The organism is Amycolatopsis sp. FU40 (genome assembly GCF_021903635.1).
Lineage (GTDB): Bacteria > Actinomycetota > Actinomycetes > Mycobacteriales > Pseudonocardiaceae > Amycolatopsis > Amycolatopsis dendrobii.
In genome coordinates this window covers 5,128,536-5,154,640 of sequence record NZ_CP091381.1, presented here as the reverse complement: position 1 = coordinate 5,154,640, position 26,105 = coordinate 5,128,536, and the positions used below count along the sequence as shown (strand labels likewise).

General features: G+C 64.1%; 21 protein-coding genes, 2 pseudogenes and 1 CRISPR repeat array. Of the genes and pseudogenes, 7 read left to right on the top strand and 16 right to left on the bottom strand.

Going from position 1 to position 26,105, the window contains the following annotated elements; genetic code table 11:
• Positions 1–22 precede the first annotated feature (22 nt).
• From L3Q65_RS47655 to L3Q65_RS24480, 4 genes and pseudogenes are all read right to left on the bottom strand, one after another.
• Positions 23–223, bottom strand: a pseudogene (locus L3Q65_RS47655) (helix-turn-helix domain-containing protein); the annotation flags it as partial.
• 1,648 nt (positions 224–1,871) lie between these two features.
• Complete coding sequence (locus L3Q65_RS24490; protein ID WP_237596746.1) at positions 1,872–3,404, bottom strand: VWA domain-containing protein; 1,533 nt, start codon at positions 3,402–3,404, stop codon at positions 1,872–1,874.
• Positions 3,401–3,973: an RNA polymerase sigma factor gene (locus tag L3Q65_RS24485; protein WP_237596745.1), complete on the bottom strand. Its 573-nt coding sequence runs from the start codon at positions 3,971–3,973 to the stop codon at positions 3,401–3,403. The genes L3Q65_RS24490 and L3Q65_RS24485 overlap by 4 nt, the downstream gene beginning before the upstream one ends.
• A 4-nt stretch (positions 3,974–3,977) precedes the next feature.
• The gene (locus L3Q65_RS24480; protein ID WP_237596744.1) at positions 3,978–4,235 is read right to left on the bottom strand and encodes a hypothetical protein; all 258 of its coding nucleotides are present in this window, start codon (positions 4,233–4,235) and stop codon (positions 3,978–3,980) included.
• On the opposite strand from L3Q65_RS24480, the pseudogene L3Q65_RS47650 reads away from it, so the two are divergent.
• A pseudogene (locus tag L3Q65_RS47650) lies at positions 4,207–4,593 on the top strand (hypothetical protein); the annotation flags it as partial. The gene L3Q65_RS24480 and the pseudogene L3Q65_RS47650 sit on opposite strands and share 29 nt — an antisense overlap.
• A gap of 119 nt (positions 4,594–4,712) precedes the next feature.
• Positions 4,713–5,627 (top strand): nucleoside hydrolase, encoded by a 915-nt coding sequence (locus L3Q65_RS24475; RefSeq protein ID WP_237596743.1) that lies wholly within the window; start codon positions 4,713–4,715, stop codon positions 5,625–5,627.
• 951 nt (positions 5,628–6,578) lie between these two features.
• Here L3Q65_RS24475 and L3Q65_RS24470 read toward each other — a convergent pair.
• Positions 6,579–6,959, bottom strand: coding sequence for a hypothetical protein (locus L3Q65_RS24470; protein ID WP_237596742.1), 381 nt, complete (start codon positions 6,957–6,959; stop codon positions 6,579–6,581).
• A gap of 277 nt (positions 6,960–7,236) precedes the next feature.
• Between L3Q65_RS24470 and L3Q65_RS24465 the strand changes: the two genes are divergently transcribed.
• Together L3Q65_RS24465 and L3Q65_RS24460 are read left to right on the top strand one after the other, a co-directional pair.
• Complete coding sequence (locus L3Q65_RS24465; RefSeq protein ID WP_237596741.1) at positions 7,237–8,574, top strand: hypothetical protein; 1,338 nt, start codon at positions 7,237–7,239, stop codon at positions 8,572–8,574.
• Between the two features lie 57 nt (positions 8,575–8,631).
• Positions 8,632–9,228, top strand: coding sequence for a hypothetical protein (locus L3Q65_RS24460; protein ID WP_237596740.1), 597 nt, complete (start codon positions 8,632–8,634; stop codon positions 9,226–9,228).
• Positions 9,229–9,380: 152 nt separating this feature from the next.
• Positions 9,381–9,832: direct repeats of the CRISPR family, unit length 28 nt; unit sequence GGACCACCCCCGCTCGCGCGGGGAGAAC.
• Positions 9,833–10,012: 180 nt separating this feature from the next.
• Here the strand turns inward: L3Q65_RS24460 and L3Q65_RS24455 are convergent.
• Positions 10,013–10,366: a hypothetical protein gene (locus tag L3Q65_RS24455; protein WP_237596739.1), complete on the bottom strand. Its 354-nt coding sequence runs from the start codon at positions 10,364–10,366 to the stop codon at positions 10,013–10,015.
• Between the two features lie 1,134 nt (positions 10,367–11,500).
• Positions 11,501–11,773 (bottom strand): hypothetical protein, encoded by a 273-nt coding sequence (locus L3Q65_RS24450; RefSeq protein ID WP_237596738.1) that lies wholly within the window; start codon positions 11,771–11,773, stop codon positions 11,501–11,503.
• Positions 11,774–12,702: 929 nt separating this feature from the next.
• On the opposite strand from L3Q65_RS24450, the gene L3Q65_RS24445 reads away from it, so the two are divergent.
• The 3 genes from L3Q65_RS24445 (at position 12,703) to L3Q65_RS24435 (ending at position 15,848) form a co-directional block, all read left to right on the top strand.
• The gene (locus tag L3Q65_RS24445; protein WP_237596737.1) at positions 12,703–13,575 is read left to right on the top strand and encodes a ParB N-terminal domain-containing protein; all 873 of its coding nucleotides are present in this window, start codon (positions 12,703–12,705) and stop codon (positions 13,573–13,575) included.
• A gap of 175 nt (positions 13,576–13,750) precedes the next feature.
• Positions 13,751–14,533 carry a GntR family transcriptional regulator gene (locus L3Q65_RS24440; RefSeq protein WP_237596736.1) on the top strand — a complete coding sequence of 261 codons (783 nt, stop codon included), beginning with the start codon at positions 13,751–13,753 and terminating at the stop codon, positions 14,531–14,533.
• Positions 14,534–14,645: 112 nt separating this feature from the next.
• The gene (locus tag L3Q65_RS24435) at positions 14,646–15,848 is read left to right on the top strand and encodes an MFS transporter (RefSeq protein ID WP_237596735.1); all 1,203 of its coding nucleotides are present in this window, start codon (positions 14,646–14,648) and stop codon (positions 15,846–15,848) included.
• Positions 15,849–15,895: 47 nt separating this feature from the next.
• Here the strand turns inward: L3Q65_RS24435 and L3Q65_RS24430 are convergent, their stop codons facing one another.
• The 9 genes from L3Q65_RS24430 to L3Q65_RS24390 all read right to left on the bottom strand — a co-directional run bounded on the left by L3Q65_RS24430 (position 15,896) and on the right by L3Q65_RS24390 (position 26,096).
• Positions 15,896–16,531, bottom strand: a complete 636-nt coding sequence (locus L3Q65_RS24430) for a polysaccharide deacetylase family protein (RefSeq protein WP_237596734.1) — start codon at positions 16,529–16,531, stop codon at positions 15,896–15,898.
• Positions 16,528–17,103: a GNAT family N-acetyltransferase gene (locus tag L3Q65_RS24425; RefSeq protein ID WP_237596733.1), complete on the bottom strand. Its 576-nt coding sequence runs from the start codon at positions 17,101–17,103 to the stop codon at positions 16,528–16,530. Before L3Q65_RS24425 ends, L3Q65_RS24430 begins: the two co-directional genes overlap by 4 nt.
• Before the next feature lie 12 nt (positions 17,104–17,115).
• Entirely contained in the window at positions 17,116–18,171 is a 1,056-nt protein-coding gene (locus L3Q65_RS24420; RefSeq protein WP_237596732.1) for a hypothetical protein, read from the bottom strand.
• 137 nt (positions 18,172–18,308) lie between these two features.
• On the bottom strand, positions 18,309–19,565 hold the full coding sequence (locus L3Q65_RS24415) for an NAD(P)/FAD-dependent oxidoreductase (protein WP_237596731.1): 1,257 nt from the start codon (positions 19,563–19,565) through the stop codon (positions 18,309–18,311).
• Entirely contained in the window at positions 19,534–20,763 is a 1,230-nt protein-coding gene (locus tag L3Q65_RS24410; RefSeq protein ID WP_237596730.1) for a galactosyltransferase-related protein, read from the bottom strand. Before L3Q65_RS24410 ends, L3Q65_RS24415 begins: the two co-directional genes overlap by 32 nt.
• 40 nt (positions 20,764–20,803) lie before the next feature.
• Positions 20,804–22,795 (bottom strand): beta-galactosidase, encoded by a 1,992-nt coding sequence (locus L3Q65_RS24405; RefSeq protein WP_237596729.1) that lies wholly within the window; start codon positions 22,793–22,795, stop codon positions 20,804–20,806.
• Positions 22,796–22,823: 28 nt separating this feature from the next.
• Positions 22,824–23,867, bottom strand: a complete 1,044-nt coding sequence (locus L3Q65_RS24400; protein ID WP_237600935.1) for a zinc-binding dehydrogenase — start codon at positions 23,865–23,867, stop codon at positions 22,824–22,826.
• Positions 23,868–23,874: 7 nt separating this feature from the next.
• Positions 23,875–24,813 (bottom strand): inositol monophosphatase family protein, encoded by a 939-nt coding sequence (locus L3Q65_RS24395; protein WP_237596728.1) that lies wholly within the window; start codon positions 24,811–24,813, stop codon positions 23,875–23,877.
• Positions 24,810–26,096, bottom strand: coding sequence for an aspartate aminotransferase family protein (locus L3Q65_RS24390; protein WP_237596727.1), 1,287 nt, complete (start codon positions 26,094–26,096; stop codon positions 24,810–24,812). The genes L3Q65_RS24395 and L3Q65_RS24390 overlap by 4 nt, the downstream gene beginning before the upstream one ends.
• Positions 26,097–26,105 lie beyond the last annotated feature (9 nt).

The following is a 26,105-nucleotide window of genomic DNA, read 5'->3' as shown; positions in this document are numbered from 1 at the left end:
TCCTGTCGTCGATGTCCGCGGGCGACACCTGCAGGCACTCGCCTAGTTTGACCCGGTTGCGGGCCCGGATTCTGCGTGTTGTGCCCGACTCCCACCGCTGCACTGTGGACGGGGCGACGCACACGTAGCGGGCGACATCCTCCTGGCTAAGGCCGCGGCTCTCCCTCAGCGCCTTCAGCGGGGACGGTTTCCCTTCCTCCACCACGATCCTCACCTCGGTCATCGGCAGCGCGGCCCGGACGGTCGCCAGTGTTGCATTAGAGCGGACGAGACGCGGTTTCGCATACAAGGCACCGAGGCCGTTAGGAATATCCCCCGCTCGCGCGGGGAAGTCGGCGTGCCGGTGGTGTCGTCGCCTTTGAACTGGGAACCACCCCGCTCGCGCGGGGAAGACACCCACGCATGCCACGTCGAGTCCGGGATCTCCGGACCACCCCCGCACGCGCGGGGAAGACTCGTGCATCAGCAGCGAACCGGTGACCGAGACGGGGCCACCCCCGCTCGCGCGGGGAGAACATCGTTCCTGGACTTGACATCGACGACGAGCTGGGACCACCTCCGCTCGCGCGGGGAAAACCTCATGTCGTCGGCCTGCGAGGGCAGGATGTGCGGACCACCCCGCTCGCGCGGGGAGAACCCGATCAAGTCAGAAGCGAACGGCGTCGAGAAGAGACCGCTCCCGCTCGAGAGGGAGGACGCCGATTCAACCTTGCCTGTAGCGCGGGACTCTGCATGGGAGGGACTTCGCAGGCTACGACCGCCGCCCCTCTGTGGGTTTCGGCCTGACTTGTGGCGGCTTGGCCAACTGCATGATCGAACTATTGGAGCGTAGTTCGTCCGGCCTTCCTGGGAAGCTTCTCACGGCCACAAGCAGATCGCGATCTGTTCGTCGGGTCAACTTTGGTTCAAGAAGGTCGAGCAATTTCGACCACTTCTCGCGGGCCACTGCCGTCTGCAGCCTGCTTGACCGGTCAAAGAAAGCCGAGGTCGCTGCCACCTCGTCCGAGCCAAGGCGCTGCTGTTTGATGTTGCGCAACAGCTTTCCGTTTCGGCTGTGACAGTGTCAACAGGCAGCGTGATGACCTGCTGAATGCAGGTCTCCAGCCACATGACTAATTGCAACCCGGACACTTCTGTCTGGTTGGGGTGTGCGGCACTGGCGTGATTGCGGATGTAGCGGACTGGGGCGAGTCAGCGTGGCTACTTGCGTAGTTCGCTGGGCCCAAGTGCGCAGCGAGGTCGGCATTTGACCCGGACTGGCGGACCACTCTCGCTCACGCGGGGAAGACTCTACGATCGTGCGTTAGCAGTTGGCAGACTCCCTCCGCTCGCGCGGGAAGACGTCATGTCTCTCTTTCGGTTTGTCGGAAGTAGAAATCCCTGCTCGCGTGGGGAGAACCGCGCGGCTGTCACCGCACGCGCCGAGATCGACGGACCACCCCCGCTCGCGGGGAGAACCAAAAGACGTGGCACGACGTCAACGGAACTCTCGGACCACCCCCGCTCGCGCCGGGAGAACGGCTGCGTGTCCGCGTCCAGGATCGCGGTGCCCGGACCACCCCCCCGCTCGCGCGGGGAGAACTTTCGCGACGGCCTTGCACGTAAGCCAGTCCCAGGACCACCCCGCTCGCGGGGAGAACGACATGCTTTCCGACGGGAATAACAAAGTCACGGGACCACCCCCGCTCGCGCGGGGAGAACACTTCTTGACCTGGGAGTTTATCTGGCGGTTGGTGGATTTTCATTCACTTGTGCTGAGCGGTGTGGACTGCCGGGCCAGGCAGTTCATCGTAGACGTTGCCATTGTGCTGTGTTCGTTGGCGCGGTTTGGTCAGTGAGCTGATGTCGTGCTGCGTCGGCGCTGGTGTTGTTCACTTTTGGCTAGGCGGGGAGGTTGCCGCGGACCTGGCGGCAAGGGTTATCGCGTCCGCCTCGTCGATCTTGTTTTTTATCCGCGCAGCGCCGGATTCCGGTGCGTCGACCAGTTTTGACAATAGTTTCTCGGCGGGTGTGTTGCCTGATTGTCGAGCGAGTTGTGCCGCACGGCCCAGCTTCGCGGCAGCGGTGTCGAGGTCGCCGTTCTGGCGGGCTGCGAGTCCGTCGTGGATGGTCGCGGCCAGTTCGGCCTGCGCGGTGTAGTGGGCGACGTAGGTGCTGGTCTCGGCGGGGAGTCCTGCGTCATCGGTCCAGATCGCTTTGAGTCGGCCTTCGCCGAGTACCTGGTTGCCGCTGGTCATGCTGATCTTGGCGGCGAGTGTCTCGTCGCCGCTTGCGCCGGGTCGCAGGTGGACACGGATGTGGTACTCCCTCCTCTCTGTGCCCCAGGATCCGGTCGGGTAGTCCCCGTGTTGCCGGTCGGAGCTGACGCGCCTGCCGGTGAGGTCCTGCACGGTGGGTGCGACCTGTTTGACGAACCGGACTTCGGCGCCGGGCGGCGTCCACAGCCGCAGAGTGATGTCGGCGACTGTTTTGCCCATGGCTGCGGCGGTCATCGCCTGGAAGTCGGCCGCCAGCCCGCTCGGGTCGGCGACGATGTCGAGGGTGCCCAGCAACGTGGTGGCGATCATGCGCAGTTCCTCGACGTGCCAGCCGGTGCCGACGCCCCGGCAGTCGCAGGTGAACTTGCCTTCGCAGGCGGCCAGCGCGGCTGCGAACTCTGCTGGTGTCTCGTGGTCGTTACGTCCGTCGGTGAGCAGGATCGCGTGTCGCACGCCGGGAGGCTGGTCGGCGAAGAGCCGGTCGGCGAGGGTGAGCCAGCGGCCGAACGCGGTGCCGCCGCTCGCGGAGAGCCGCTGCACCGCGCGCTTGGCCTCTGCGCGGGTTTGGTCGTCGGCGGTCGCCAGGCCGGCGGCCGGGTAGGCGGCGCGGGCCTGGTCGCTGCCCGCGATGACGGCGAACGCGGCGCCATCGGTCAGCGCGTCGATCGCCGCGGCAGCGGCCTGCCTCGCGGCGGCCAGCTTGGTCGGCGGGGTGTTCATCGAGGCCGAGCAGTCCACGATGATCACCTCGGCGTGGCCGAGTCCGCTGGGCGGCGCCGTGCCCGTCCCGGTCACCGTGACGACGGCGTCGACCTGGTCTTTCCCTGCTGGGAGGTACTCGTTCTGGTGGACCTCCACTTGCAGTTCGATGCCCGCGCCGCTCGCCGATGGACGGGGAGGCTGCCCGGTGCCGGGCGCGACGGTCGAGGACTGTTCGCCGAGAGCACGCCGCGCGGGGGCGGCAGGGGTATCCGTCTCGGCGGGCGGTGCGGGAAGCGGTTGTCCTGCGGAGTCTGCGGGCAGGTCGGCGAGGCGTCCACGGAAGCGGGCCAGCGCGGCCGCCGGGTCGGATGCTTCTGGCCGGGGATCGGCCTCGTATGCGCGCCGCACCGCGTCGCGGGCGGTGTCGTCGAAGGGGTCGGTCATCGGTGGTCACCTCCCGAGTCGAGGTCGTTGATCCGGTGGATGAGGGGCTTGAGGAGCACGCGGAGCCGCTGCACATGCGTCCGCACCGTCGACGCGGCCATGCCGAGAGCCTCCGCGATCTCCGCTTGTTCCCAGCCTTCCAGGAAGTACAGCATGCCGACCGCGCGACGGCGGGAGCTTTGCCCCTCCAGCAGGTCGCGCACCGCCCGGAGCACTGCGAGTTCGCCAAGGGCGTCCGCGGGCGTGGGCTCGTCCGCCGGTCCGTCGACCTCGTCCGGAACAGTGCGTTTGGCGTCTTGCGACCGGTACCTGTCGACGACCTTGTGCGAGGCGATGCCGATCACGTATTTGAGGTTGGCGTTCATCGGGAGCTGTCGCCGCTGCGGCCAGCGCAGCCACAGCGCCACGTAGGCTTCTTGGGTGGCTTCCTCGGCCACGTCGTGGTTGCCGGCGCTCATCCGGTACGCCGCTGCGAACGTCCGCTTGAACGTAGCGAGGTAGAACGCGTCGAACCCTTCGGCGTCGTCGTTGTCGTCTGCCGGGGCGGCGCGGTCCTGTGCCGGTGCCATCGGGTCATTCTCCTGGACGGCCGCGCTCGCCGGAGCGGCAGGAGGGCACGTTGCCGGCATCGGGGGCCGCGCCGGTGGTGATTTCGATGACCGCGCCCTCGGCGTCCCGGTCGACCACGCGCAGGCAACCTCCCGGCCCGGCTATCAGGTTCTCCAGGCTGGTTCTGCGCACCCGGGCACGGCGCAGCGACACCAGTTCCCGTGCGACGCCAGCACCGGCTGTCAACGCTCCCATGACGACTACTGCCCACGTCTCGACCATCACACCGCCCTCTCCCCGGAATACCTTCTGCCAGGTACTCGGAAAAGAACGGCCCCGCGTCCACAACTCGACGCGGCCAACCACCACGCGGCGACTTCGGCACCGCCGGCGGTGCCGAAGTCGCCGCATCTGCCTGACTCCTTCGCTCCGGTCGCCGAGGAACAGGTCGGCGCGCTCCGGACGGTCCGGGCCGAACTGGGGGACTGCCCCTGCTCGAGCGGGGAAGACTGTCGCTGACCGGGCAAGCCTGGGTGATCCTGAGCGCGCTGCGGTCGTCGAAGCGTCTCAGCTCGTCGCGGCTCGTCACCAGTACGAACACGACAGGATGCCTTCGGACAGCCCGCCGCCCGCTCCGCAACCAGGGCCCGCCGACCTGGATGCTGAAATCGCCTGGCGCGAACACGTCGCAGACGCGCTTGCCAACTCGGCCCTCGTCGAAGAACTGCGTCACTCGCTGGTTTCTGGAGAAGATGTCTTATGCCAACCACGACCACCGTCATTGTCGACCAGGACGGCGGTGTGGACGATGTGCTTGCCCTCGTTCTCCTTGCTCGTGCCCCTGGTGTCGAGATCGCCGGCGTGGGTTCGGTGCACGGCAACGTGTCTGCGACCGCCGCGGCTGACAACGGCCTGCGGGCACTCGAGATCGCGGGCGATCATTCGACGCCTGTCGTGCTAGGGGCGTCGGAGCCGCTTGCGCGGCCCCTGCATCTCGCCCACCCTGAAGACCTTCTGGGCAAGGCTGCGGGCTCGCCGAAACGGAAGCCCGGCCGGGAGGAAACCGCCGCTGGGCAAATGGTGCGGCTTGCCCGGGCGAACCCCGGTCAGGTCGACCTTCTGGCGCTGGGGCCGCTCACCAACGTCGCGATCGCCTTGGCCGCCGAACCTGAGCTGCCCCGGTTGGTCCGACGCGTGGTGGCGATGGCAGGCGCGTTCGAGGTGAAGGGCAACATCAGCGACTGCGCCGAAAGCAACGTGTGGCACGATCCCGAAGCAGCCGCCCAGGTCGTAGCGGCAGGGTTCCGCCTGACACTGGTGCCTCTCGACGTGACTCGCAAGGCCACCGTCACCAGGCTATGGCTCGAACGTCTCGCTGCGGATCAGGACCGGTTGCGGGGGCGGATGGCGGCGATGTTCCTTGCCGTACCGGGGAAGTTGCCTGCTTTTCCGCTGCATGACCCCTTGGCTGCCGCGATCCTGCTCGACCCGGCGATCGCGAGGTTCCAACGCACGCCGGTCACGGTCGACGTCGGGGAGCAGCGTCGCGGGCAGACCCGAACCGTCAGGGCGGCGTACACGGCGGAGGTGGCTGTCGCCGTGGCTGCTGACACCAGTGCCCTGCTTGAACAGTTGATCCATGCTTTGATGCCTGGCCGCGGCCCGCGCGAGTAGCGAAGACGACGGAGACGCCACCGTGCCGCACTGGACGGTGGGACCAGCCCCGCTCGCACGGGGAGAACGCCGTCGACCAGTCCCGCACGGTGTCAGGGACCGGACCACCCCCGCTCGCGCGGGGAGAACTTGTAGACCGTGCCGTCATTCGCGACGGTCGCTGGACCATCCCCGCTCGCGGGGAGAATCTGCTGCCCGAGTCGCGCTGCGGCCCGAACACCGGATCATCCCCGCTCGCGCGGGAGAACGTCCACACCATGGGGACCGCCGCCATTTCCATGGGACCGCCCCCGCTCGCGCTGGGAGAACGGCCGCAGCCCCTCGCCCAGCGAGCACCTCTACGGACCACCCCCGCTCGCGCGGGGAGAACCATCGTCTCCTCGTCACCGGCGACGATCACTGCGGACCACCCCCGCTCGCGCGGGGAGAACCGCTAGGGCGAAGTCGTAGGCGTCTCCAAGCTCGGACCACCCCCGCTCGCGCGGGGAGAACACTTCTTGACGTGGGAGTTTATCTGGCGGTTGGTGGATTTTCATTCACTTGTGCTGATCCCGCGCGGGGGAAGACGCACGATCGTGCGGTGCTGTGCGATGCGGCCGCGGGACTGACAACGCTGCTCGCGTGGGGAGAGCGGGCGGGGCGCGCCCGTGCTGGATCGCCTCCGTTTGAGTGAGGAAGACAGGGTGCTGACGGGGTGTTGCTGGGTGTGGTCGAGGTCGGCCAGTTTGGGCGGTTGCGGCGCGCAAGGCTTCGGTTTCGCCTGTTCGGCTGTTGGGGCGGTCCTCGGTCTCGGAGGTTGGCGACGTTCTTCCGCTGACCGGCCTCGTTGGCGCGGTGAGACGTGCAGCATCGGGCAAGGGACGCAATCCTCTGATCTGACGGCACATGTTGTTGGGCTCCGTGCCGGTCAGCGGATAGTGGCGTGGGCGGTCGGCTTGGTTCAAGTTCGGACTACCAGATCCATATCAGTCGAGTGTCGGTCTGACCGGTATCGTCGACTCCGACGAGATGTGCTGCTTCGGGTCCGGTGCGTGAGTCGTCGTCCAGCGGGATGGCGAAGCGGTGCTCGCCGGAGTCCACTGCGAGGTAGTGCTGGGGGATCACTTCGCAGTGGTCGATCACTGTGCCGATGTAGGAACGCATGACGACCGGTGACTGTCCTTCGGGGAAGCGCCATCCGCGGCAGCCGTACAGGCCGAACGGGTTGGTGAGAGCGCGCAAGATGGGTCCGTCGAAGTGCAGTTCGACGTAGTCGCGGATGAAGCAGACCGCGCTGACCTCGCGGCCGACAAGGAGTTGCAACGGGGCGGAGAGATCGTCAGCGGTGGCCACGCGGCCATGCTGCCAGAGGCTCAGGCGATCGGGCGTCGATCCTGCGGCAGTCACGTCGCCGGGGACGTTGATGTCGTCGGGCCAGCGAGCAAGGTGAGTCGAGGCCAGGCGGGTGCGACGCCGGCGATGGGGCCGACGTGACTGGACGGAGTCCTGGTGGCGACCAGACGTCGGCCACCCGCCGAAGCGGCGAGCGTTGAGTACATCTCCTGAGTCAGCAGAGTCCTGATCGTGCAATTACCGCACAACGTCGACTTCAACCGTTTAGATTGACGTGATGGGGTACCTGGTCCATCTGGCGGAGCTGTCCAGCTTCCTCCGGGACGAACGAGACTACTTCGCCAGCAACTTCCCGGCGGGGCTGGGGCGGCCAAAGCACGCCTTTCCGCACCTGTGCTTCGTGTTCGGCCCATCGAAGTCTCTGACGCACGTCGGTGTCGTCCTGCGCAAGGGAGACGCGAACAGCACCTTCACGTACAAGTTAAGCGTCGTTCATGCCAGCCCGGTCGGCGATCCAATTGTCCTGGAGCAACTAAAACGAAAACTCCACGGAACCCATGGAGCCTCCATTGACGTGGCATTGGAGAACGGCAACGGCACGTTGACGGAAGCTGCGGACGACAACATGGTTCGCGCGCTGAAGGAGCTACGGCCCCAGTTCGCCGAGCGATTGAACTGGCTGATGAACGTGAGGACGCATCGAGTCGTCTCTCCGGCTGCTGATCGCTGGGCTCTGGGCAAAGACGCGGTTCGGGGAGGGCTTCGGATCGGCGGCTACCCGACCGAACGCCTTGACGAGTGGGAACTACCGCTCGAAGTCGAGGACACAGTTCTGGCGGGAATCAAGCCGAGTGACTACGAATCAGATCTGATCGACCACGACTCAAGGGCATTTCCTGGCTGGATTCCACAACGAACCAACCGGGTCGGAGTGCGAGTGTTCGCCGACGGACCGCGGCGAATGGAAATCACAAGCATCAACGCGATGCCACAAGAAGGGCGGATCGGTGTCGACCTCGTTTACTATCACCGAACCTCGCGGAGTCTGATCCTGGTCCAGTACAAACGGCTCGAAGATAACAGGGAAATACTGGTTAACAAGCGTCTGCTCGGTCAGATCGAACGCATGGAGCAGCTGCAAGGCCTGCAGCGCGAGCCGGAACATCACGCGGATTGGCGACTTGGCTCGGACTACTGTTTCCTTAAGCTCTGCCGCACGAACACCCCGTCGGGGGAGATCGATCCAACAAACCCTGACCTTCTCCCCGGCCTGTACCTGCCGCTGTCCTTCCTGCGCTTGGTCCTCAAAGACCCCCGTGTGCTGGGGCCGCAGGGCGGGGCATACCTGGGATACGACCGAGTCGAGCGACACATCGACAACACCACTTTCTTCCAGCTTGCCAAAGAAGGATGGATCGGCAGTTCCGGCATCGACATGAAGGTGATCGCCGAGGTCGCCAACGGCTCGCTGGGCGACGGAAGCGATTTTATCTTCGCCGAGGACATCAGCCAGGAGACGGCAAAGGAACGCCAGCGGCGCAATCGACGCAAAGGTTCACGGGATCGAATTCCAAAGCCGACGCAGGGACAGATTTACCTCTTTGGCGAGTCTTAAATATCCCAAAATGAAACCTTGGACCACTGCGGCCAAAAATCCGACTATGCACGATGAGTGTCGCTCTATGTGTGTGCTTGCGAACTGGACTGCTCCACGTTGTTCGTTAAGGACGACGCGGCGGACCGCGATATCGTGCGGCCGGACGCGAGCGGGTGGTTGTGGGTCACGGAGCAGCAGGTGTGCGTGCTCAGTGCTTCCGGGGTGTGGCACGCCCCGGAAGCACCGCTCGAGTGCTGGGACGGCGAACCGCCGCCCGCCGCGGACTGGCCCACCGTCAGCGAGGCCCTGACCTGGTTCTCGACCGGCAGGCTCAGCCTCTGGCCCACCATCCGCGAGTACCCGCTCGCCCGCTTCGACCTCGGCGGGCCGGGGCTCTACCGCGTCCGCGCCCACACCGGCGACCGCGACCGGATCCGGCAGGAAGTGGAAGCCGCCGCGGCGCGACGCGTCGACGAGGACACGGTGACGGTGCCCCTGTGCGGCGTGGAGCGGTTCCTCATCCAGTTCTGGCCCGCGCCGCCGTCCGACACCCGCGACCAGATCGACGCTCCAGGACGTCGATCCCCGGAGGCCGCCGAGATGAAACAGTTCGAGGACGCTGTCCGAGCCCTCGGCAGCCGCGACCCTCGCGACCCCGATCCCGGCGCCTGAGCGCATGGTCCGCAACCCCGGACAGCGCTGACCGCGGGACAAGCCTGAAGCAGCCGTGCCTTCTCGGCGGATTGCCCGATTCGCCAGACTAGGGCACGGTCTCGTGCACGCCATGTCTAGGCCGTCACACCGCTTGCACCGGATGCTGGAGGGGGCCACCCATGATCGAGCGGGACAACCGGCACATCGTCGGCGAGACGGCCCGAGTGGGGACCACCCCCGCTCGCGCGGGGAGAACATCTCGACGACTTCGTCCGCGCGCAGCGGCCGGGGACCACCCTCGCTCGCGCGGGGAGAACGGCCGGTCGAGCGCGGCCGGGTCGTCCCGGCCAGGACCACCCCCGCTCGCGCGGGGAGAACGACCGGCCAGCGCCTCGCCGAGTGGGCGGGCCGGGACCACCCCCGCTCGCGCGGGGAGAACGGTCTGCTGGACGGCACGGCCTCGCTCGAAGGGGGGCCACCCCCGCTCGCGCGGGGAGAACTTGCCCGTGCCCGCGCGACTTCCAGCCGGGTTGGGACCACCCCCGCTCACGCGGGGAGAACAGCCCGACGAATACGGTGAAGATGCCGATCCACGGACCACCCCCGCTCGCGCGGGGAAAGTCTTCGTGGCCTGCGAGTTTACCGGGCACCGGGTGGGTTCTGGGTCGCTTTTCTCTAGCGACCGTGTTGGGCGTCTGTGCGAGTCGGCGTGGTGGGAGCGGGCTGGCTTGGTCTTAGTAGGGCGGGCGTGGTGTCTCTGGGCGAAGAGCTGTCGGACTGTTCGGTGCGGTGACGTGGATTGTCAGACGCGGAGGAAGGTGTCCTTCAGCGTGAAGGCAGGTTGGGTCCGTAGGAGCGTTCGGCCGTGACTGCCTTCCGTGCGGTACTCCACCACGACGGCTGGTCCGGTTTCGTGGTTCTCGATCGTGAGCAGGGTCGCGTGTGCGCGGTAGATGTCGACGATGACTTCTGCGTGCCGCTTGTATCGGATGCGGACGCTCCGATCGGCTGCGTCCCAGGTGATGTGGAGTTCCTCGGTCTCGGAGACGGGAGCTTTGACCTCTCGCACAAAGTCGTCCCCTGATATGCCCTCGAACTGTGGGAGGACGCCGAAAACGGAGAGCCAGACATCGTCTTCGGCAACCACGAACTCCATTCGGCCAACCTATCCGCCAGCCCGCCGCCGACGCCAACCCAACAGCACAGGCATGGGGAGCAAGACCACGCTGAACCGCGGGCTGTGCCGCAGCGGCAGAGTACGAGAGAGGGTTCCCGGCACTGACCTGGGGAGGAGAGTCGAGGTGGAACACCGGCTGGGCAGGTCCTCGTCAGTGCCGTACGAGGTGTGGAGGTCTGCCGTGTCCGTTTTGCGAACTCGGGGAGTCTGGCTGCTGGGTTGGCGACGAGCGGACCGTGTCAGTGCACGGAGTACGCTGGCGCACGGAGCTCTTAACCGTCCCCAGGCTGCTCCGTTTGGTGGTGCTTGCCTCTGGCGTCAGCGAGTCTAGCGGGCTCATGTAGGGACAACGCTTGGTTCCATGCAGCCGACATTGGTACGTCGCGCCGCCTTAGAGGCGAGGTGTCGCAGATCCGTGGATAACGCGCCTTGTGTTGGAGCTGGTGCAGCACAGGCGGACCACCCCTGCTCGCGCGGGGAGAACCGAGCATCATGGCCAGCTCCGATCATGCCGACGGACCACACCCGCTCGCGCGGGGAGAACACTTCTTGACCTGGGAGCTTATCTGGCCGTTGGTGGATTTTCATTCACTTGTGCTGATCCCGCGTGGGGAAGACGCATGATCGCGCTGCGGCTGCGGGGCGGAGAACCGTACTCGCGTAGGGAGAGCGGGCGGGCGCGCCCGTGCCGGATCGCCTCCGATTGAGTGGGGAAGACAGGGTGCTGACGGGGGTGTTGCTGGGTGTGGTCGAGGTCGGCAAGTTTGGGCGGTTGCTGCGCACAAGGCTCCCAGGCCTCCAGTTTCGCATATTCGGCTGTTGGGGCGGCCCTCGGTCTCGAAGATTGGCGACGATCTTCCGCTAACCGGCCTCGTTGGCGCGGTGAGACGTGCAGCATCGGGCTCGTTCACCGGCAGGCCCGCTGCCCTGTATCGCGCCGGCGAGGCGACGGAGCTGGTTCCGCCGATGATGCAGTCCCGTTTTGGGGCCCTGAGCGCGCTATTATCAATCTGACTATTGGCTCTGGGTCGCTGGCCGCGACAGTCGCAAGACCCAGTGTTGCCGCGGCCGCAGGATTTCCTCAGCCTGTTCGTCGGAAGCGGAAGCTGCCGATCAGCCCATGATCACAGGGTCGAAGACCGCGGTGTCCGGGTCGGCGATGTCGCGAAAGATCGTGAAGCCGTCCTGTGGGTAATCGCGAACGGGTTCCCTGAGCACTGCCGGCGCTGCTTCCCGGGTCCGCGCGTCAAAGCGGATGCGGCCGTCGCCGAGCAGGCGCAATTCGCCGATCGTACCGGCAGCGTCCTCGGCGATCCTGGAGTGGAGTTCGTCCGCCGTCAGGCAATTCGTTATCGACGGCCGAATCAAGTGCACGTACATCCTCATGAGAAAATGACACTGGATGACCTTCTGCGCTGGAGATTTGTTACTCGTAAACCTCTTGTTTGCAGGCAGGAGGTCATCCCTGTCTCGCGCGCTGGGGCTGTCACACCCGACCGCGGACGATCACTTGCTGTATATCGAAGTCATGCTAGATGATCTTGCCTTTGCTGTGACCAGGATGTCGGCACCCACTTCGGAAGTTGTGCAACCAAGGGATCGGCTGAAGCGTCGATAGCGGAGCATGTCGCGTGACGTTTCCCGGGTGTCGGGCTGGTTTCGCCCGTCAGCGATTATGAATATCGCTGCGACAGCGCCTTTGGCTATTGCGAAAAGGCCGACCGTTGCTGACCTGCTTGCGGCAGCATCTGCCGAAGGCGTCGGCTCGCTCATCCGGGATAACTGCTTTGGCGGCCGAGGAGGCCTCGGCGGCCGACATCGGCCGTCGAACTGAAGGGTGTGGCAACTGTCCGCAGTGGCACAAGCCGACGTTGCGCCATCCGGGCGGTGGCCAATGACTCGCCGTCCATGTCGTGATCAGTGTCGCTTTTCTGTTGCTCAGTACGATACTATGGGGTGGTATAGACCAAAGGGGCTGGTCGCGCTCAGGCTCGGAGGAGGATGGATTTCGGTGGTCGACGGACGTTCCGGCCGATGCGGGTCCAACTCTTCCGGCCTAGACTTTTCGCTGCCGGGCAGGCCTATCGCGGACGGTGCTGCCGCGGCGGGCACCGCGTACCCGGTAGGGCGCAGCTCCGCGACTGTGCGGCGACTGGTCGGCTTTCTTCGGCGGAATTAGTGGTTGAAGCGAGGGGGGAAGAATGAATCCTGAGGAATCAGGAAGCTATACATCGAATTCAAATAGTGAAGACGTGGCTCGCGGGGCCATTGCAACCGTACCAATTAAGTCGCTGCTTCCGCCGGATTCTCCCCGCTTGGGCGGCGAAAGCCAGGAGCACATTCTTCTGCTTGCAGGGATGAGCGGCGACCTTCCGCCGCTCATCGTCCACCGGCAGACGATGCGCGTCATCGACGGGGCGCACCGGCTTCGGGCGGCCATGATGCGCGGTGACACGGAGATCGAAGTCCAGTTTTTCAGCGGCAGCGAGGAAGACGCGTTCGTGATGGCGGTCAAAGCCAACGTCACGCACGGTCTTCCGCTGTCGCTCGCCGACCGCAAGGCGGCCGCTGAGCGGATCGTGGCATCACATCCACAGTGGTCCGACCGAGTGATCGCGTCGGCGACCGGTCTGGCCGCCAAGACCGTCCGGGCGGTTCGCGGTCGTGGCGACGGCCCCCAACCGATGTCCCGGATCGGCCGTGACGGTCGCGTCCGCCCGCTGGATCCCGCCGACGGCCGGCGACGGGCAAGCACCCTGCTCGCGGAGCGGCCAGCCACGCCGTTGAAGGAGATCGCCATGGCCGCGGGGATTTCACAGCGCACCGCCCGTGACGTCCGGGATCGGATGGTCCGTGGCGAGGAGGTCGTGCCGCGCGATCAGATTCGCAGGCGGCGGCGAAAAAAACTCGAGAACGACGGTTCGTCAAACGCTGGCGGAATAGACGAGACCGGTCTGGACCGGACGGTGCTGATGGGATTGCTGCGGCAGGATCCATCGGTCCGGTTTACCCAAGCGGGCCGGACTCTCCTCCGCCTGCTCGAGATTCACGTCATCGACGCGCAGAGACGTGAATGGCTTCTTGACAACGTTCCGCAACATTGCCGGAGAATCGCGGCCGAGCTTGCCAGAGCTTGCGCTGTTACCTGGCAGGAACTCGCCGTGCGACTTGAGCGAGAGGGTGCGTAGACAGGCAAAAGACGTGCTAGCGGGAAACTCATTTGCTCTGGCGGCTATTTTCGCGGTTGTCGGCAGGCGTCGGCGCGTCCCTTCGGTATGCGGAAAGAGCGGCCCTGTGGTGCAATTCAGGTCAGCTATCGCCGGTGGGTCGCGAGAATCGCGCAAGCGGTGTAATGTGCTCTTGGTGGGACAAAATCGTGCTGACGGTCATACGCAACCGGTTTGTGCGGGAAGGTCGGAAGAGACGTCGATATATTGGCACCTCAAGCAACGTCTCGAAGATGTCTTAGCGTCGCTGGAGGCGGGCGATCCGCTCCCTGGTGAACGCTCGCTCGCGGAGAGCATGGGCGTTTCGCGAACAACACTTCGGCGGGTGTTGTCGGAGTTCGCGGCCGCAGGCAGGTTGGAACGCGTCCAAGGCCGGGGTTCGTTTGTGGTCAAGCCTCAACGAAGTGGGCAGATACCGATCTCGATAGGGTCCTACACGGAGCATTTTCGCAAGCTCGGGCGTCGTCCTTCGTCACGCATGCTGGAGATGACCACGGTGCCTGCCGACGTGGCGACGGCTGCGAGACTGGCAGTGGCGCCGGGTGCCATGTTGTGGCTGATGCGTCGACTAAGACTGGTCGATGACAAGCCTGTGTCGATAGAGTCCGCGTACGTACCGGTCTCTCGGTGCCCCGACCTGCGCCAGCGGTTCACCGCCGCGGACTCACTCTACGAAGTACTGCGGAAGGACTACGGAATAGACGCCGGGTGCGTCGAGAAGTCCGTGGAAACGATCCTGCCGTGCCCGTCCGACGCCGAACTTCTCGGCGCACAGGCGAGGCATCCTATGTTATTGATGTGTGTGCGTTCATTCGATATGGCTGGCAAACCGTTCGAGTGGGCATCGGCTCTCTTTCGAGGGGATGAGTACCGGATTATCGGCGCCGTCGACGGGCATGGAGTTCGTTGGCTGACGTAGCGGAGATCGCTCAGACTGTCCGAGCTCGGCTAGCGGTGTTCTTCTGGTGGTTTCCGTCCTGCGGCAGGAGTACTTCACGATGATAGGAAGACCAGCGGAACGTGGATCGAGCATGATCCGGGACCGGGTCACGGTTTCGGCGATCTTCATCATCCACGGCATGGTCTCTGGCACCCTCGCGACTCGTATACCGTTCATTCAGGAACGCGTGCACGCCGACATCGGCGGCCTTGGCATCGCGCTTCTCGCACCATCCGCCGGTGCGGTCGTCGTAATGCCGTTCGCCGGTGCGCTCTACCGTCGAATGGGCGCGAGGTCCTTCACCGGACTCGCAATGGCGATGTGGGCGGCCGCGCTCGCGCTTCCCGCGTTGGCGACCAATCTGGTCGTGCTGTGCGGGTTGCTCGCCGTGTACGGTGTCGCGGCCGGGCTGTCGGACATCGCCATCAACGCGCAGGGTGCCGCGGTGGAGCAGGCCGTGGGGCGTCCCATCATGCCCGGACTTCATGGTCTGTGGTACGTCGGCGCGCTGCTTGCCTCCGGCGTCGGAGCACTGGCTGTCGGCCAGGACATCGACGGACGAGTCCATCTCGGTGGCATGGCCGTGGTTCTGCTGGTGGCACTGTGGCCGGTATGGCGGCGACTGCCCCTCCCCGTACCGGATCGGCTGCCTGACGAACCAGCCTCTCGTCGCTTGAGCTGGCCTACTCGCGCGATTCTGGGCGTCGGGCTTCTCGGCTTCTGCGCGGTCTTCGCCGACGCGACCAGCACGAACCTGTCTGTGATGTACATGGTGAAGGTTATGGGTGCCAACCCCGCGCTTGCGGCGGTGACCTTTACGATCTATAGCTGTGCCCTCGCCGGCGCACGGATCCTGGGAAATGGTGTTGTCCGCAGAATGGGCGCTGTTAACGCGGTACGCGCCGGATCGGTCATCGCTACTGTCGGCGGGATTGTGCTCGTCGTGTCCCGCACGCCTGTTCTGGGCATCGGCGGTTTCGTGCTGCTCGGCATCGGAATCGCGGTGACGTTGCCAGTCGTGTTCGCCACCGTCGGCGCACCGGGCCCGCACGCCGGAGCCGCAGTAGCGAGAGTCGCGACGTTGACCTACGGTGCGGGCCTCGCTGCACCGGCCGCGATCGGCGGCCTCGCCCAGGTTACTTCGATGCCGTTGTCCTTCGCCTTGGTCGTGCTGGCTGCCGCCGCGGCGTTCTTTCTCGCGCCGCAGCTGGATCGGTACCAGGAGACGACACGGAATCAAGAGGTCAACGAGAGGCGGTCTGGCGAAGTGCCCGCGGAGCGCCCTGAGTCTTAACGGCCGTACACCGTCGGCCGGTGGCGCGTTCGCGGGTCAGCCTCCGGTCAGCGCGTTGCCGGAAGATCGAACTGGAACCCCTGCCCATGGAGTTCCGGGATGATCCGGCGAACGGTAGCGACGGTTTGGTCCCGCAAGCCGATCGAACCGTTCGGCGGCATCTCGGAGGGGGGAACCGAGTCATGCAGCAGAACGACACCCTCATCCCGGATCTCTCGCAGTATCAGAGAGACCAGGTTCGGTACTCCTGGATTCGCCCAGTCCCGGGTGTCCACGGACCAGCCGAGGGGCGTCATCTCCGCTTCTTCGACTTTCCGGAGGACATCGCTGGACCAGCTTCCGAAGGGCGCTCTGAAGTACTCGATTGATACTTCAGGCAGCACTTCCTGTATTGCTCTCCCGGCGTCATCGACCTCCTGTGCTATCTCGGCGTAAGAGCACTGCTGGAGGTCGGGATGGCTCATCGTGTGGTTGGCGATCACGTGCCCGTCGGCGGCGATGCGCCGAACTATCTCCGGAAACTGGAGTGCGTGCTGTCCGATCAGGCAGAAGACTGCGCGGATATCCCAGGATCGGAGCAGATCCAGTATTTGCGGGGTGTAGATAGGATCCGGGCCGTCGTCAAAAGTCAGCGAGACGTATCTGCCGCAGCGTCTTGTGGTGGAAACCACCTCGACGTTCATACTTCGAAACCGTTTCTTTCAATGATTTTTCCAGATGGCCATTCTTTGAGGTGCTCGGTCACTGGGCGAATCAGTACCGGGCCGGCCACGGTGAGCGTCGTGCGTGGATCAGCATTATCGGCACAGCGTATTTCACTGTCGGGAAGCAGTGACCAGCCGTTTGACGCGTAGAAGTTGACGATCTCGTGGCGACAGTCGACCAGGCCGAACGGAACCGACAGGACGTGCAACAGGTCGTCGAGCTTGCGCAGTGTCTCCGTGCCGAGTCCGGTCCGCTGTGCCTCCGGGTGCACCGCGACCATGCCGATATCTCCGACGAGTTGGTCGCGACCGGAAACCCGCACAAATCTGCGTTTGACGCTGATGTGCGCCCGTACGCCTTTCTGGTTGCGAGCGTACAGCCGGATCTCCGGCCGTTCGCCGGCCCAACTGCGGCCATCGCGGAAATGCGCCGACGAGCCAGGATCGATTCTTTCGAAGGTCAAGGAGATCATAGCTGAGAGCGCATCATGCTCTTCATGAGCGAGATCGCCCTCCCATCGGGTGACCCATTCTACTCCAGTATCCGGCATAAGAATCCTCTCTTAGGGGTGTTTCGACGAGCGGCGAGTGCAGAAAAGGCCAAGACTTCCAGGTTTGCATTGGTAGACTTTATCGTGGCAGAGAAAATCGAACCTGGGCTCGATGAGCTGCCGCTGGTCCCGAACCATCCAGACGCGAGATCGCGACAGCCACGCGTGAACGGCGTCGTAGGCCGGGTCGGTGGGAGGGCCGCTGATGAAGATCATGTCTGTCGGGAGATCGTCGACGACGGCGGGATCTTCCAGGTAATAGAGCATCTCCAGCAGCAGATACGCGTCGGCCGGCTCGCTGCGACTTGCCGCCAGCTCCTCCAAAGTGCTGGCGATGACCGGCACGGCTCCTCGGACGCGGCCGATTAATCGCCTCCGGAACTCCGCCGCCGGCTCGCATGCCACCAGACGGTGGCCCGCGTCCAGCAGCAGGTCAGTGTGCGCGCCTTCGCAGCTCCCCACCTCGAGAAGGAGACCGCTTCCGGGGCTGACATGTTCAGAGATCCAAGACGTCGCGCGGCTTAATCGCTCGATCTCGTAGCTCGACACGCCGAAACCCCACGGATCTTCGAAAGCCGCTGCTTCCGACGCACGACTGTGCGCCATGGCGAACAGTCGCTCGACGTCCTCGAGAGGCATGCGAAAGTAGCGCTCACAGGGTACGGCTCGCTCTGTCAGCGCACGGGGGAGCTCTGCCGTGCGTCGTACGCTGTCCCGATATACGGTCTGCGCGGCATCGATCTTCAGGCGGACTTGTTCCACCGGCAGCGGGTTCACTTTTTCCGCGAGAAACTGGGAATGGCCGGACAAGCCGACCGCGTGCCATACGCCCTTGCCTCCGACGGTTTGCGTCGTCAGCAGAGCAGTTCGAGCGCAGTCCAGTCGCTCGTCCGCTGGGCAGTAGGTCCACACTGTCGCGCTGTTCTTCAGAGCTCCGGCGAGGAAGTCCGCAAGCTCCGTCGAGCTGGGATCCTGTCGCTCGGTTGCCTGTCCGGCTCTGGCGAGCACCTCCCGCGCTCGGCCGCGGCAGTCCGCGTCGTGCAGGTCGAACACCTCGCGGTTCGCCATGCCAACGATACGAATACCTCCGGTCTCCCGGAGAGACAACACCGAAAGGAACTCGATGACGCAGTCAGCTAATTCGAATACAACAATTGTGTTTATGGGAGCTCCTGGGTTGGCTAAGAGGTGAATTGGTACTCCGGTCAGCCTGCGCCCTGGATGACTGAACTCATCCGATCCGGCGTCAACACCTGCTCTGTCGGAAGGACGTAGGAGCCGACGCTGAAGTATCGGTCAGCCTCGGTCCGGTTTTTCTGGAGTGCGCGCATGTACTCTAAGGTGGGCTCGTCCGGCGGAGTGAGCGATGCAGCTTCGACTGTCATGTCGAAAAAGGACGCCAACGAGGTATTTCGTTGAGTTTCGTACTGTCCCAAAGCCTGGGCGAGGGGGTACGTGCCGTCCAGACCCGTCAGGATGGCGACTGACAGCGCTTCGGCGTCGAGCAGCGCGTCGGTGATGCCGCCGGCGGTGATCGGGTCCTTGTGACAGGCGGCGTCCCCCGCCAGTGCCCATCCGTCCCCGTACCGCTGACGTATGTAGTTCGGATGGTTGACCATCCCGTACAGACGTTCCGTCCGTTCCGCGGAGTCGAGCTTCTCCGCGAAATCCGGCGAGATAGTTCTGATCACCGCCATGAAGTTTCCGATCGCGTCTTTCCGCACCTCATCGAATCTCGACCTTGGGAAGCCGACGGAAACCGTAGTGAGTCCGTTGTTGGTGGGAAGTATGCCGTAGCCGGTCCAGAATCCCGGCCACATCTCGATTTCGCTTTTGTCGAGGTCGGCCCAGTAACTGTAGTAGGAGCAGGTCTTGCCCGGGTCTTCGCGAAGCGTGGCGGCACCGACTTTATTCGCTACCACCGACCGCACGCCGTCCGCGCCGATCACCAAGCTGGCCCGTTCGATAGTGCGTTGTCCTCGCGGTCCGTGTCCCTGGACGCCGACGACCGACCCTGATCTGGATACCACCAAGTCATCGACGACGAATCTGCTGCGGAACTCGGCACCGGCTTTGATGGCTTCCTCGAGAAGCATGAGGTCGAATGCGTACCTTCGTGGCGCATAGACGTGGTCTACGTCGTAAGGATTCCATGGAAAGCCGCTGACTTCAATGTCTTGGTAGCGCCAGACCAGCTTGTCCAAGCGGGGAGCCCCAACGCTGTCAAGCGCGGCGAACAGGCCCCAGCGCCTGAGCGCGTCGATGGCGGGAGGGTGGAGAAGGTGCGTCGATAATGTGTCGCTCGGGAACTCGGCCTTGTCTACCAGCAGTACGTGAAGTCCATTGCGCGCGAGTAGCATTGCCAACGGTGATCCCGCGCAGCGCGCACCGACAATGATAACGTCATACACGCCTTTACTCCTCATAATTTCAGGCGTCGTCGCCCTGGTTTTCTTGGCCATGGAGGAACTTGGTCAATTGTCCGTAGCGGTTTCTTGAGGTCCAGCCGTGCGGCTGTATCCATGAATTAAAAGGATGGCCGGCTGCTCTCATCTGAGGACGGCTGTGATGCAGGTGCATCGTATAGTCTGAGAATCGGCGAAATGTCCCGGCTTCGGTCAGTCGGTCGACAAAGTCGTCGTCTTCGCCGCCCCAGCCTTCGTACCGCTCGTCGAACCCGCCGATGCGATGGAACAGGCTGGTATGGGTCCATACTGATCCGCCCGGCGCGGCCAGCAGCACGTGGCCGCGCAGCAATGACAGGTCGACTTCGGGCTCCGCCCGGAAACACCTTTCCTTGATCGAGGCATTGCTAGCGGGCGCGTCAAGGGACAACAGACCGCCGCGGTGATACGGGAGGTGTGCCGAGTTGTCGACCTGGCTCAGTCTGGCAGCGTTTCGTGCGAGGAAGTGCCGGTCAGGGAGCATATCGGCGTCGAGAATGCACAGGAACTTCGGTTTGACCTCGGTGTTGACGACGCCGGTGTTTACTGTCCACGACTTGTTGAATTTTCCGGATTTGCATGCGAATAGATAGTGATCGACGAATGGTGTCAAAGCTGGCTTCCAGCGCGGGATCTCGTCGGCCTCGACCACGGTGGTGGCATAGCGGTGGCGTGGCATCGATTGGTCTTGCAACGCGAGAAGCAGGGCTAACAGGTTCCGCAGCCGGCCCGAGTTCTCGCTGTCCCGAAACGGGATAATAATCTGAACGTCGACCTCCGAGCGGGGCGGTTCGCGGCGTATCGTCTCCTCGCATTTGGCTTGCAGCATGTCGGAGTGCACGGCAGCGACGTCCCGTCGATACGAGGTTCCCACATGGTAGCCGATTTCGTTGCGGGCGAGAGATTGATCGAGATGCTGGCTGATTTCGGCTCGGATCGCTGGAGATGCGGCGAGATGCAAAGCTAAGGAGTTTCTGAGCGCGAAATATGGTTCTGGGTCCGTCGGGGAGGCACGGAGGGCGTTGTAGGAGTTTTGTATTTCCGGCGAGGTTTTTGTGATCGAAACAAGTTTCTCGGTCGCCCAGCGGTAGTACTCCGCACTGTGCTCCCACGATGTCGCGCTGATCGTCCGGGTAGCCGGGTCCAAGGCGAGTGCGATGTATTCGACGTACTGGGCTGCGATGGAATCACATGAATCTTCTTTGACGGCAGGCATGAGGTATTCACCTGTTCGGTAAGGGCCGCGGCGGGCACTGCTAATGATCGGAGAAGGTCAGGATCTCCCATCCCGAGCCAGCGCGACGGCCTACCGCGTCTCCGATGTTCGGGCCGCCGAACGTTTCGTCTCCGACTCGCATCGGCCTGAGCTGCTCGCCGGAGGAAGAATCGGCCCCGGCGGCGACGACGAAGCCTGTCAAGGCCTTCCCCGTCCAGACGAGTGCCGTGGACGACCAGGGCTCGAGCTCGATCGAGAAGTCGACTGAACGGCGCGTTCCGGTGGCGAGTTGCCGAGTTTCGTTCCTGTTGAACAGAAACGTGAACTCCGAGCCGGTCTGGTCGTCCGACCGGACAAGCCGCAGCACGCCAGGCGCTGCCGGACGATCCTCCGCGATGTGCCGCAGCACTTCGTGCAACGTGTGTGCCGGGGATTCGCCGCTGGGATCGAATACCCGCGCGACGGCGTCAGGGCTTTCTAACGCAGTACGGAGCAGCACGCACTCATTGTCGTGTTCGTCGAGGGTCGGCAGCTCGCCGACAAACACGACAGGACGACCGGACCGGATCTCGACGGCGAGGCCTTCCTGAAGCGCCGCGGTCATTCCACGGCCGCCTGCGACGATGATCGGGTTCCGGCGAGAGCCGGAGTCGAGAGGAATCCGGCCGACGGTGACGTCGACGTCCTGACCGCTTCGCATCATCCATCGGGTGCACCCCTCGACGGCCGTCCGCAGCGCCCTTCCCGGCTGGTCGTCCTCGTCCGGCCAGGCGTCGGCAGCTACGGTCACCGGATCGACCAGGAGACTGGCTGTGGTGCTCGCCCGTGTCTTGCGCAGCGCGGTGCCGTGCCAGTCGAGGAACTGGCTCAGCAGACGCAGTGCTCTAGCATTTGGCCTGATGTTTCCTGATTCGTCGACCGGAGCGCCGCTGCAGTACGGGGGCGCGTACAGGTGGCTGCTGTCGCCGAGCACTGACTCGTCCGGTGCGATGACTGGCGGCCAATTCCTGGTGGCGCAGGCCGTGTATACGCTGAGCGTGGTCGACCCGAGCGCGAGGTCGAGAAGGCTGTAGTGAGCCGGTACGGCTGGTGTCGCGTAAGAGGGGTCCGTCCAGGTGAATCCCCAGTTGTCCTCCATGGTGTCGGCATCGATCGCCCGCACCCCGAACCAGTAAGCGGACAAAACGCTTTCGGAGCGAATCAGATTGCCTGTCCAGACTGTGTTGTGCCCTGGCAATGTTCTGTCCGGGACGATTCGCACCACCCGGCACAGCCAGGCCTCCAGCTCTCGTCGCGTTCCGCCGATGTCGGGGAGCGGCAGGTTGACTACGGTCGGAACACAGTCGCCCAGCGCATCGCGAAACTCCGTCAGCCGGTCGCGCAACGCGCTGCTGATCGACCTCGCCCACTTGGCGCGGGAGCTCGGCGAGGCAGGCGGCCAGTCGACGGCCGAACCGGTGCCGCATCGCGCCGCATCGGAGAAGTCGCAGTCGGTCATCGCCTCCGCAGTCTCGCCGTATAGGCCCTCGTTGCCCAGCTGGGCTGCCACCACGGGTCCGTGCGGACGCGTGTGAGCGAGGAGCACCTGATCGCGAACCGCGTTCAGCCAGGTGCGGACCTCCTCCTGGAAGCGCGGATCGAAAGCCGATGGCAGCGGGTGGCCCTCGCTGGTCCGCACGGCTCCGGCCCAGTTCGCCGTCGCGGTCATTTTTCCGGTATCGAGCCGGTCGGGCAGTCCGCCGAAGTCGACCTCGCCGTGAATGAAGGGGCCTGGCTTGAGGATGGCCAGCAGGTCCGCCTCGTCCACGAGCCGGAGAAATCGGATCAGGTCGGCGTGCGGCTGAGTACTTCCGTCGAAGTCGTAACGCCTATGCCCCTGGCTGGTCTCGACCTCGTGCAATCGCCACGGTACGTAGGCCGTGATGACATCGACGCCGAGAGATCGCAGGGTTTTGAGATTGCCCGGCCAGTTGCCCGGATCGGCTCGGTAATACGGATAGTCGGCCAGGATCGCGACCGGCCGTCCGGGCACCGCGATGACGTCGGCCAGTCGTTTCCGGTCAGTGCGCATCGTTGGCCGGCGAACTTGACTGGATCACTACCTTCTGTGCGGAATAGTTCGCACTTCGGCCGACTGTGCCCGCCAGCGCCTGGAACGCTTCGTCATGTCGTTCAAGCGGGAATCGGTGGGTGATCAGCCGCTCCAGAGGCAGACGGCGTGCCAGATCGATGGCTCGGGGAAACACTTCCGGCTGGAAGTCGCCGGCACCGACGATCGAGATGCCTCGCTGCAGGATCTCGAGAGGCCTGACTGTGACCGCGGCCCGGCTGTCGAAGCCCATGATCACCACCAGGCCGCCCGCCGACACGTGCGCCAGCGCCTTGTCCAGCAATCCGCCGACGGTGTCGATCACCACGTCGGTCCCGGGCAGCTGGCCGAGCTCGTCCGCTCCCACGATCCGGACCGAGTTCTCCGGAACGCCGTCGAGGAACGTCGTGGCGAAACTCCGGCGATAGGTGTCCTGCTCGACCAAGGTCACCGGGTGGCCGAAATGAGCGAGGACGAGAACGCACAGCAGCCCGATCGGACCACCGCCGAGTACGGTAACCGTGCTGGCCGGAGTCATCCGCGCGGCGTCGATGTTATTGAGCACGCAGGCGAGCGGCTCGATCAGCACCGCACGGTCGTCGCTCGTGTCAGACGGAATCAGATGAAGGAACAGATCCTCCAAGACGATGTATTCCGCATACGAGCCGTCTCGGTCGATCCCTACCTCGGTGCCTGCCTTGTTGAGGCAATGGTTGCGCTTGCCGCGGAGACAGTAGTCGCATCGGCCGCAGTAGAGAGTCGGATTCACCACGACTCGATCGCCCACGCGCAGGCCGGTGACCGCGGGCCCGGTCTCCGCGACGACGCCGATCGCCTCGTGCCCCATGATCGTCCCCGGCGCGGCCCGGAACTTCCCGACCAGAACGCTCCGGTCGGTGCCGCAGATGCCGGTCTGGGTAACCTTGACCACCACATCACGGGGGCCGGACGCGATCGGATCCGGGCGGTCGACAAGCTGCAAGGTCTGGTCTTCTGTCAATGCCAACGCTTTCATCGCCACATCACCTCACAATGCCATTGTCATCGGATGACCACTCGATCGAGTCCAGCAGTCGCTCGTGCAGCCGAGGGTTCGCCGCGGCGATACATGACTGCTGGTTCGTCGGCGCGAGGTCGAGCAGCCGGGTCTTGCCGAGCGGTTCTCCATAAGCGTCGGTGATGGTCACGCCGCTGCGCTCAGCGAGCAGCACGCTGGCGGCGATGTCGTACGGAAACAGGTGCAGAATATTACCGCGGCCTGCCGCGAGGAACTCTTCGCGCGTCTCCGGACGGTCGCGGAGGATGCGATTGCCGATGTCGACATAGGCATCGAGCTGTCCGGTGATCAACCGGGAGATCGAGAATGAAGCGCTGTTGAAGACGAACACGCCTCCGGTGTTCGCGGACTGGTTAACCAGATGTCCGTATGCGGTGTTCATCAGGTGCATGGGATGACCGTTGAATTCGATCGACCAGAACATGCGTGCAAGATCGTCATTGGCGCTCAGGCACGGAATCTGCTGGATGTACCCTTCGGTCGTCAATTCCGGGCTGTTCGCATCCGCGTACATCCATCTGCCGGTGGACAGCTCCATTAGCAACGCGTGGTCCACATCGGACATAATCGGGTCTTCGGACATCGGGGCCGAGGCGATGGACACGTTCGCCATCTCCAGCCCCGCTGAGGCCGGGCGCGTACCGTCGATGGGATCGATCACCAGCAGGTGGCGCGGATTGCGTCCGAGGTTCCGCAGGCCGTGGTCCTCGGTGTATACCGCGATGGGGTCGCCGCATTCACTCTTCAGATAGCGCCAGATCGCCTCTTCGGCGACCTCGTCGATGTCGAACTGGGCGTCTCCGCCGGGGGAGTCGTGCAGCACGGACCGCCCGGCACCGACCGGCCTGCGGGCGAGCACTTCTGTGCGGATAGCCTGCGCGAGGCCTACAATAAGATTTTTCACGCGAATTCCTCCCTGAACAGCATCTCGAGACGGTCGCAGACAATGTCTGCTTCGTCATGTGTCATGATCAGCGGCGGCCGGATCTTCAGGACATTACCGTAGCCGTATCTTGAAGTTCGGATAATAAGGCCATGGCGCTGTGCGGCCGCGGCCAAATGATTGGTCGCCTTCACTGCCGGACTGTTGTCCGGCTCAATGATCTCCATCCCCAACATGAGTCCTATTCCGCGCACGTCCCCGATGGCCGGGTAGCTTTTCTTGAGCTCCGCCAGGCGCGCCAGGATGTGGTTTCCGACGGATCTTACGTTCGCGAGGAATTCGGGCTGTCTGATGATGTCGACGGTGGCATTGGCTGCCGCGGCGGCGAGCAAGTTCGCGCCGTAGGTGAACGAGTGATGGTTCCCGGGCAGGCCCGCCAGTCGCTCATTGGTGAGAATTCCGGCGACCTGGGCTCCGGCTCCGCCCAGCCCCTTGCCTACCGTGATCGCATCAGGTTGCACGTCGAAATGCTGGGCCGCGAACATCTGGCCGGTTCGGCCGATGCCGGTCTGGATCTCGTCGAAGATCAGTGCGATATCTCGTTCATCGCAGAACTTCCTGAGCTGCTGGAAATATCCGTCGGGGGGAACGATGTTGCCGCCGTTGCCGGAAACCGGCTCAACCATGACCGCTGCCACCCGCCCGCTGCTGGCGAACTCGATGAAGTCGTCGATTCGGTCGACGCACATCAACCCGCAGGTTTCCCTGGTCTGCCCGTAGAAGCAGCGGAAGCAGTAGGGGTCGGGAACGTGGAGTCCGCCAGGGTAGGTCAACGGAAAGGGCTGCCGGCGGAATGCGTTTCCGGACAGCGAAGCCATCATCATGGTCTGGCCGAGATGACTGCGAAAAAGTGTGATGACGTCCTTTTTCCCGGTAGCGTATTGCGCCATCTTCACGGCGCCTTCGTTCGCTTCCGAGCCGCCGGACACCTTCAGGTGCACTTTGGTGAGGTTCTTCGGCGATATCTCGACCAGCCTTCGGACGAGGTCGGAGATCGGTGCGGACTGGAAACTCGAGGTGACGTGGATCAGTTCCGCTGCCTGCTGCTGGATGGCGGAGACGACCGCAGGGTGTCCGTACCCCAGGCTGAGATTGAACGTGGCGGAGGCGCAGTCAATGTACTCTTTATCCTCGAGGTCATACAGATAGATTCCCTCGCCCCGCTGCATGGACTGATCGGATACGGGGTAGTAGATCGCGTCGCGTACCGCCTTGTCAATGAGTTCTTGTTCTGACGACGTCACAAGAAAACC

What these genes read in the sequence shown, in the direction of transcription:
- L3Q65_RS24490 (WP_237596746.1), bottom strand. Translation starts at nt 3,404, where the DNA reads ATGACCGACCCCTTCGACGACACCGCCCGCGACGCGGTGCGGCGCGCA.
- L3Q65_RS24485 (WP_237596745.1), bottom strand. Translation starts at nt 3,973, where the DNA reads ATGGCACCGGCACAGGACCGCGCCGCCCCGGCAGACGACAACGACGAC.
- L3Q65_RS24480 (WP_237596744.1), bottom strand. Translation starts at nt 4,235, where the DNA reads ATGGTCGAGACGTGGGCAGTAGTCGTCATGGGAGCGTTGACAGCCGGT.
- L3Q65_RS24475 (WP_237596743.1), top strand. Translation starts at nt 4,713, where the DNA reads ATGCCAACCACGACCACCGTCATTGTCGACCAGGACGGCGGTGTGGAC.
- L3Q65_RS24465 (WP_237596741.1), top strand. Translation starts at nt 7,237, where the DNA reads ATGGGGTACCTGGTCCATCTGGCGGAGCTGTCCAGCTTCCTCCGGGAC.
- L3Q65_RS24455 (WP_237596739.1), bottom strand. Translation starts at nt 10,366, where the DNA reads ATGGAGTTCGTGGTTGCCGAAGACGATGTCTGGCTCTCCGTTTTCGGC.
- L3Q65_RS24450 (WP_237596738.1), bottom strand. Translation starts at nt 11,773, where the DNA reads ATGAGGATGTACGTGCACTTGATTCGGCCGTCGATAACGAATTGCCTG.
- L3Q65_RS24435 (WP_237596735.1), top strand. Translation starts at nt 14,646, where the DNA reads ATGATCCGGGACCGGGTCACGGTTTCGGCGATCTTCATCATCCACGGC.
- L3Q65_RS24430 (WP_237596734.1), bottom strand. Translation starts at nt 16,531, where the DNA reads ATGAACGTCGAGGTGGTTTCCACCACAAGACGCTGCGGCAGATACGTC.
- L3Q65_RS24425 (WP_237596733.1), bottom strand. Translation starts at nt 17,103, where the DNA reads ATGCCGGATACTGGAGTAGAATGGGTCACCCGATGGGAGGGCGATCTC.
- L3Q65_RS24420 (WP_237596732.1), bottom strand. Translation starts at nt 18,171, where the DNA reads ATGGCGAACCGCGAGGTGTTCGACCTGCACGACGCGGACTGCCGCGGC.
- L3Q65_RS24415 (WP_237596731.1), bottom strand. Translation starts at nt 19,565, where the DNA reads ATGGCCAAGAAAACCAGGGCGACGACGCCTGAAATTATGAGGAGTAAA.
- L3Q65_RS24410 (WP_237596730.1), bottom strand. Translation starts at nt 20,763, where the DNA reads ATGCCTGCCGTCAAAGAAGATTCATGTGATTCCATCGCAGCCCAGTAC.
- L3Q65_RS24400 (WP_237600935.1), bottom strand. Translation starts at nt 23,867, where the DNA reads ATGAAAGCGTTGGCATTGACAGAAGACCAGACCTTGCAGCTTGTCGAC.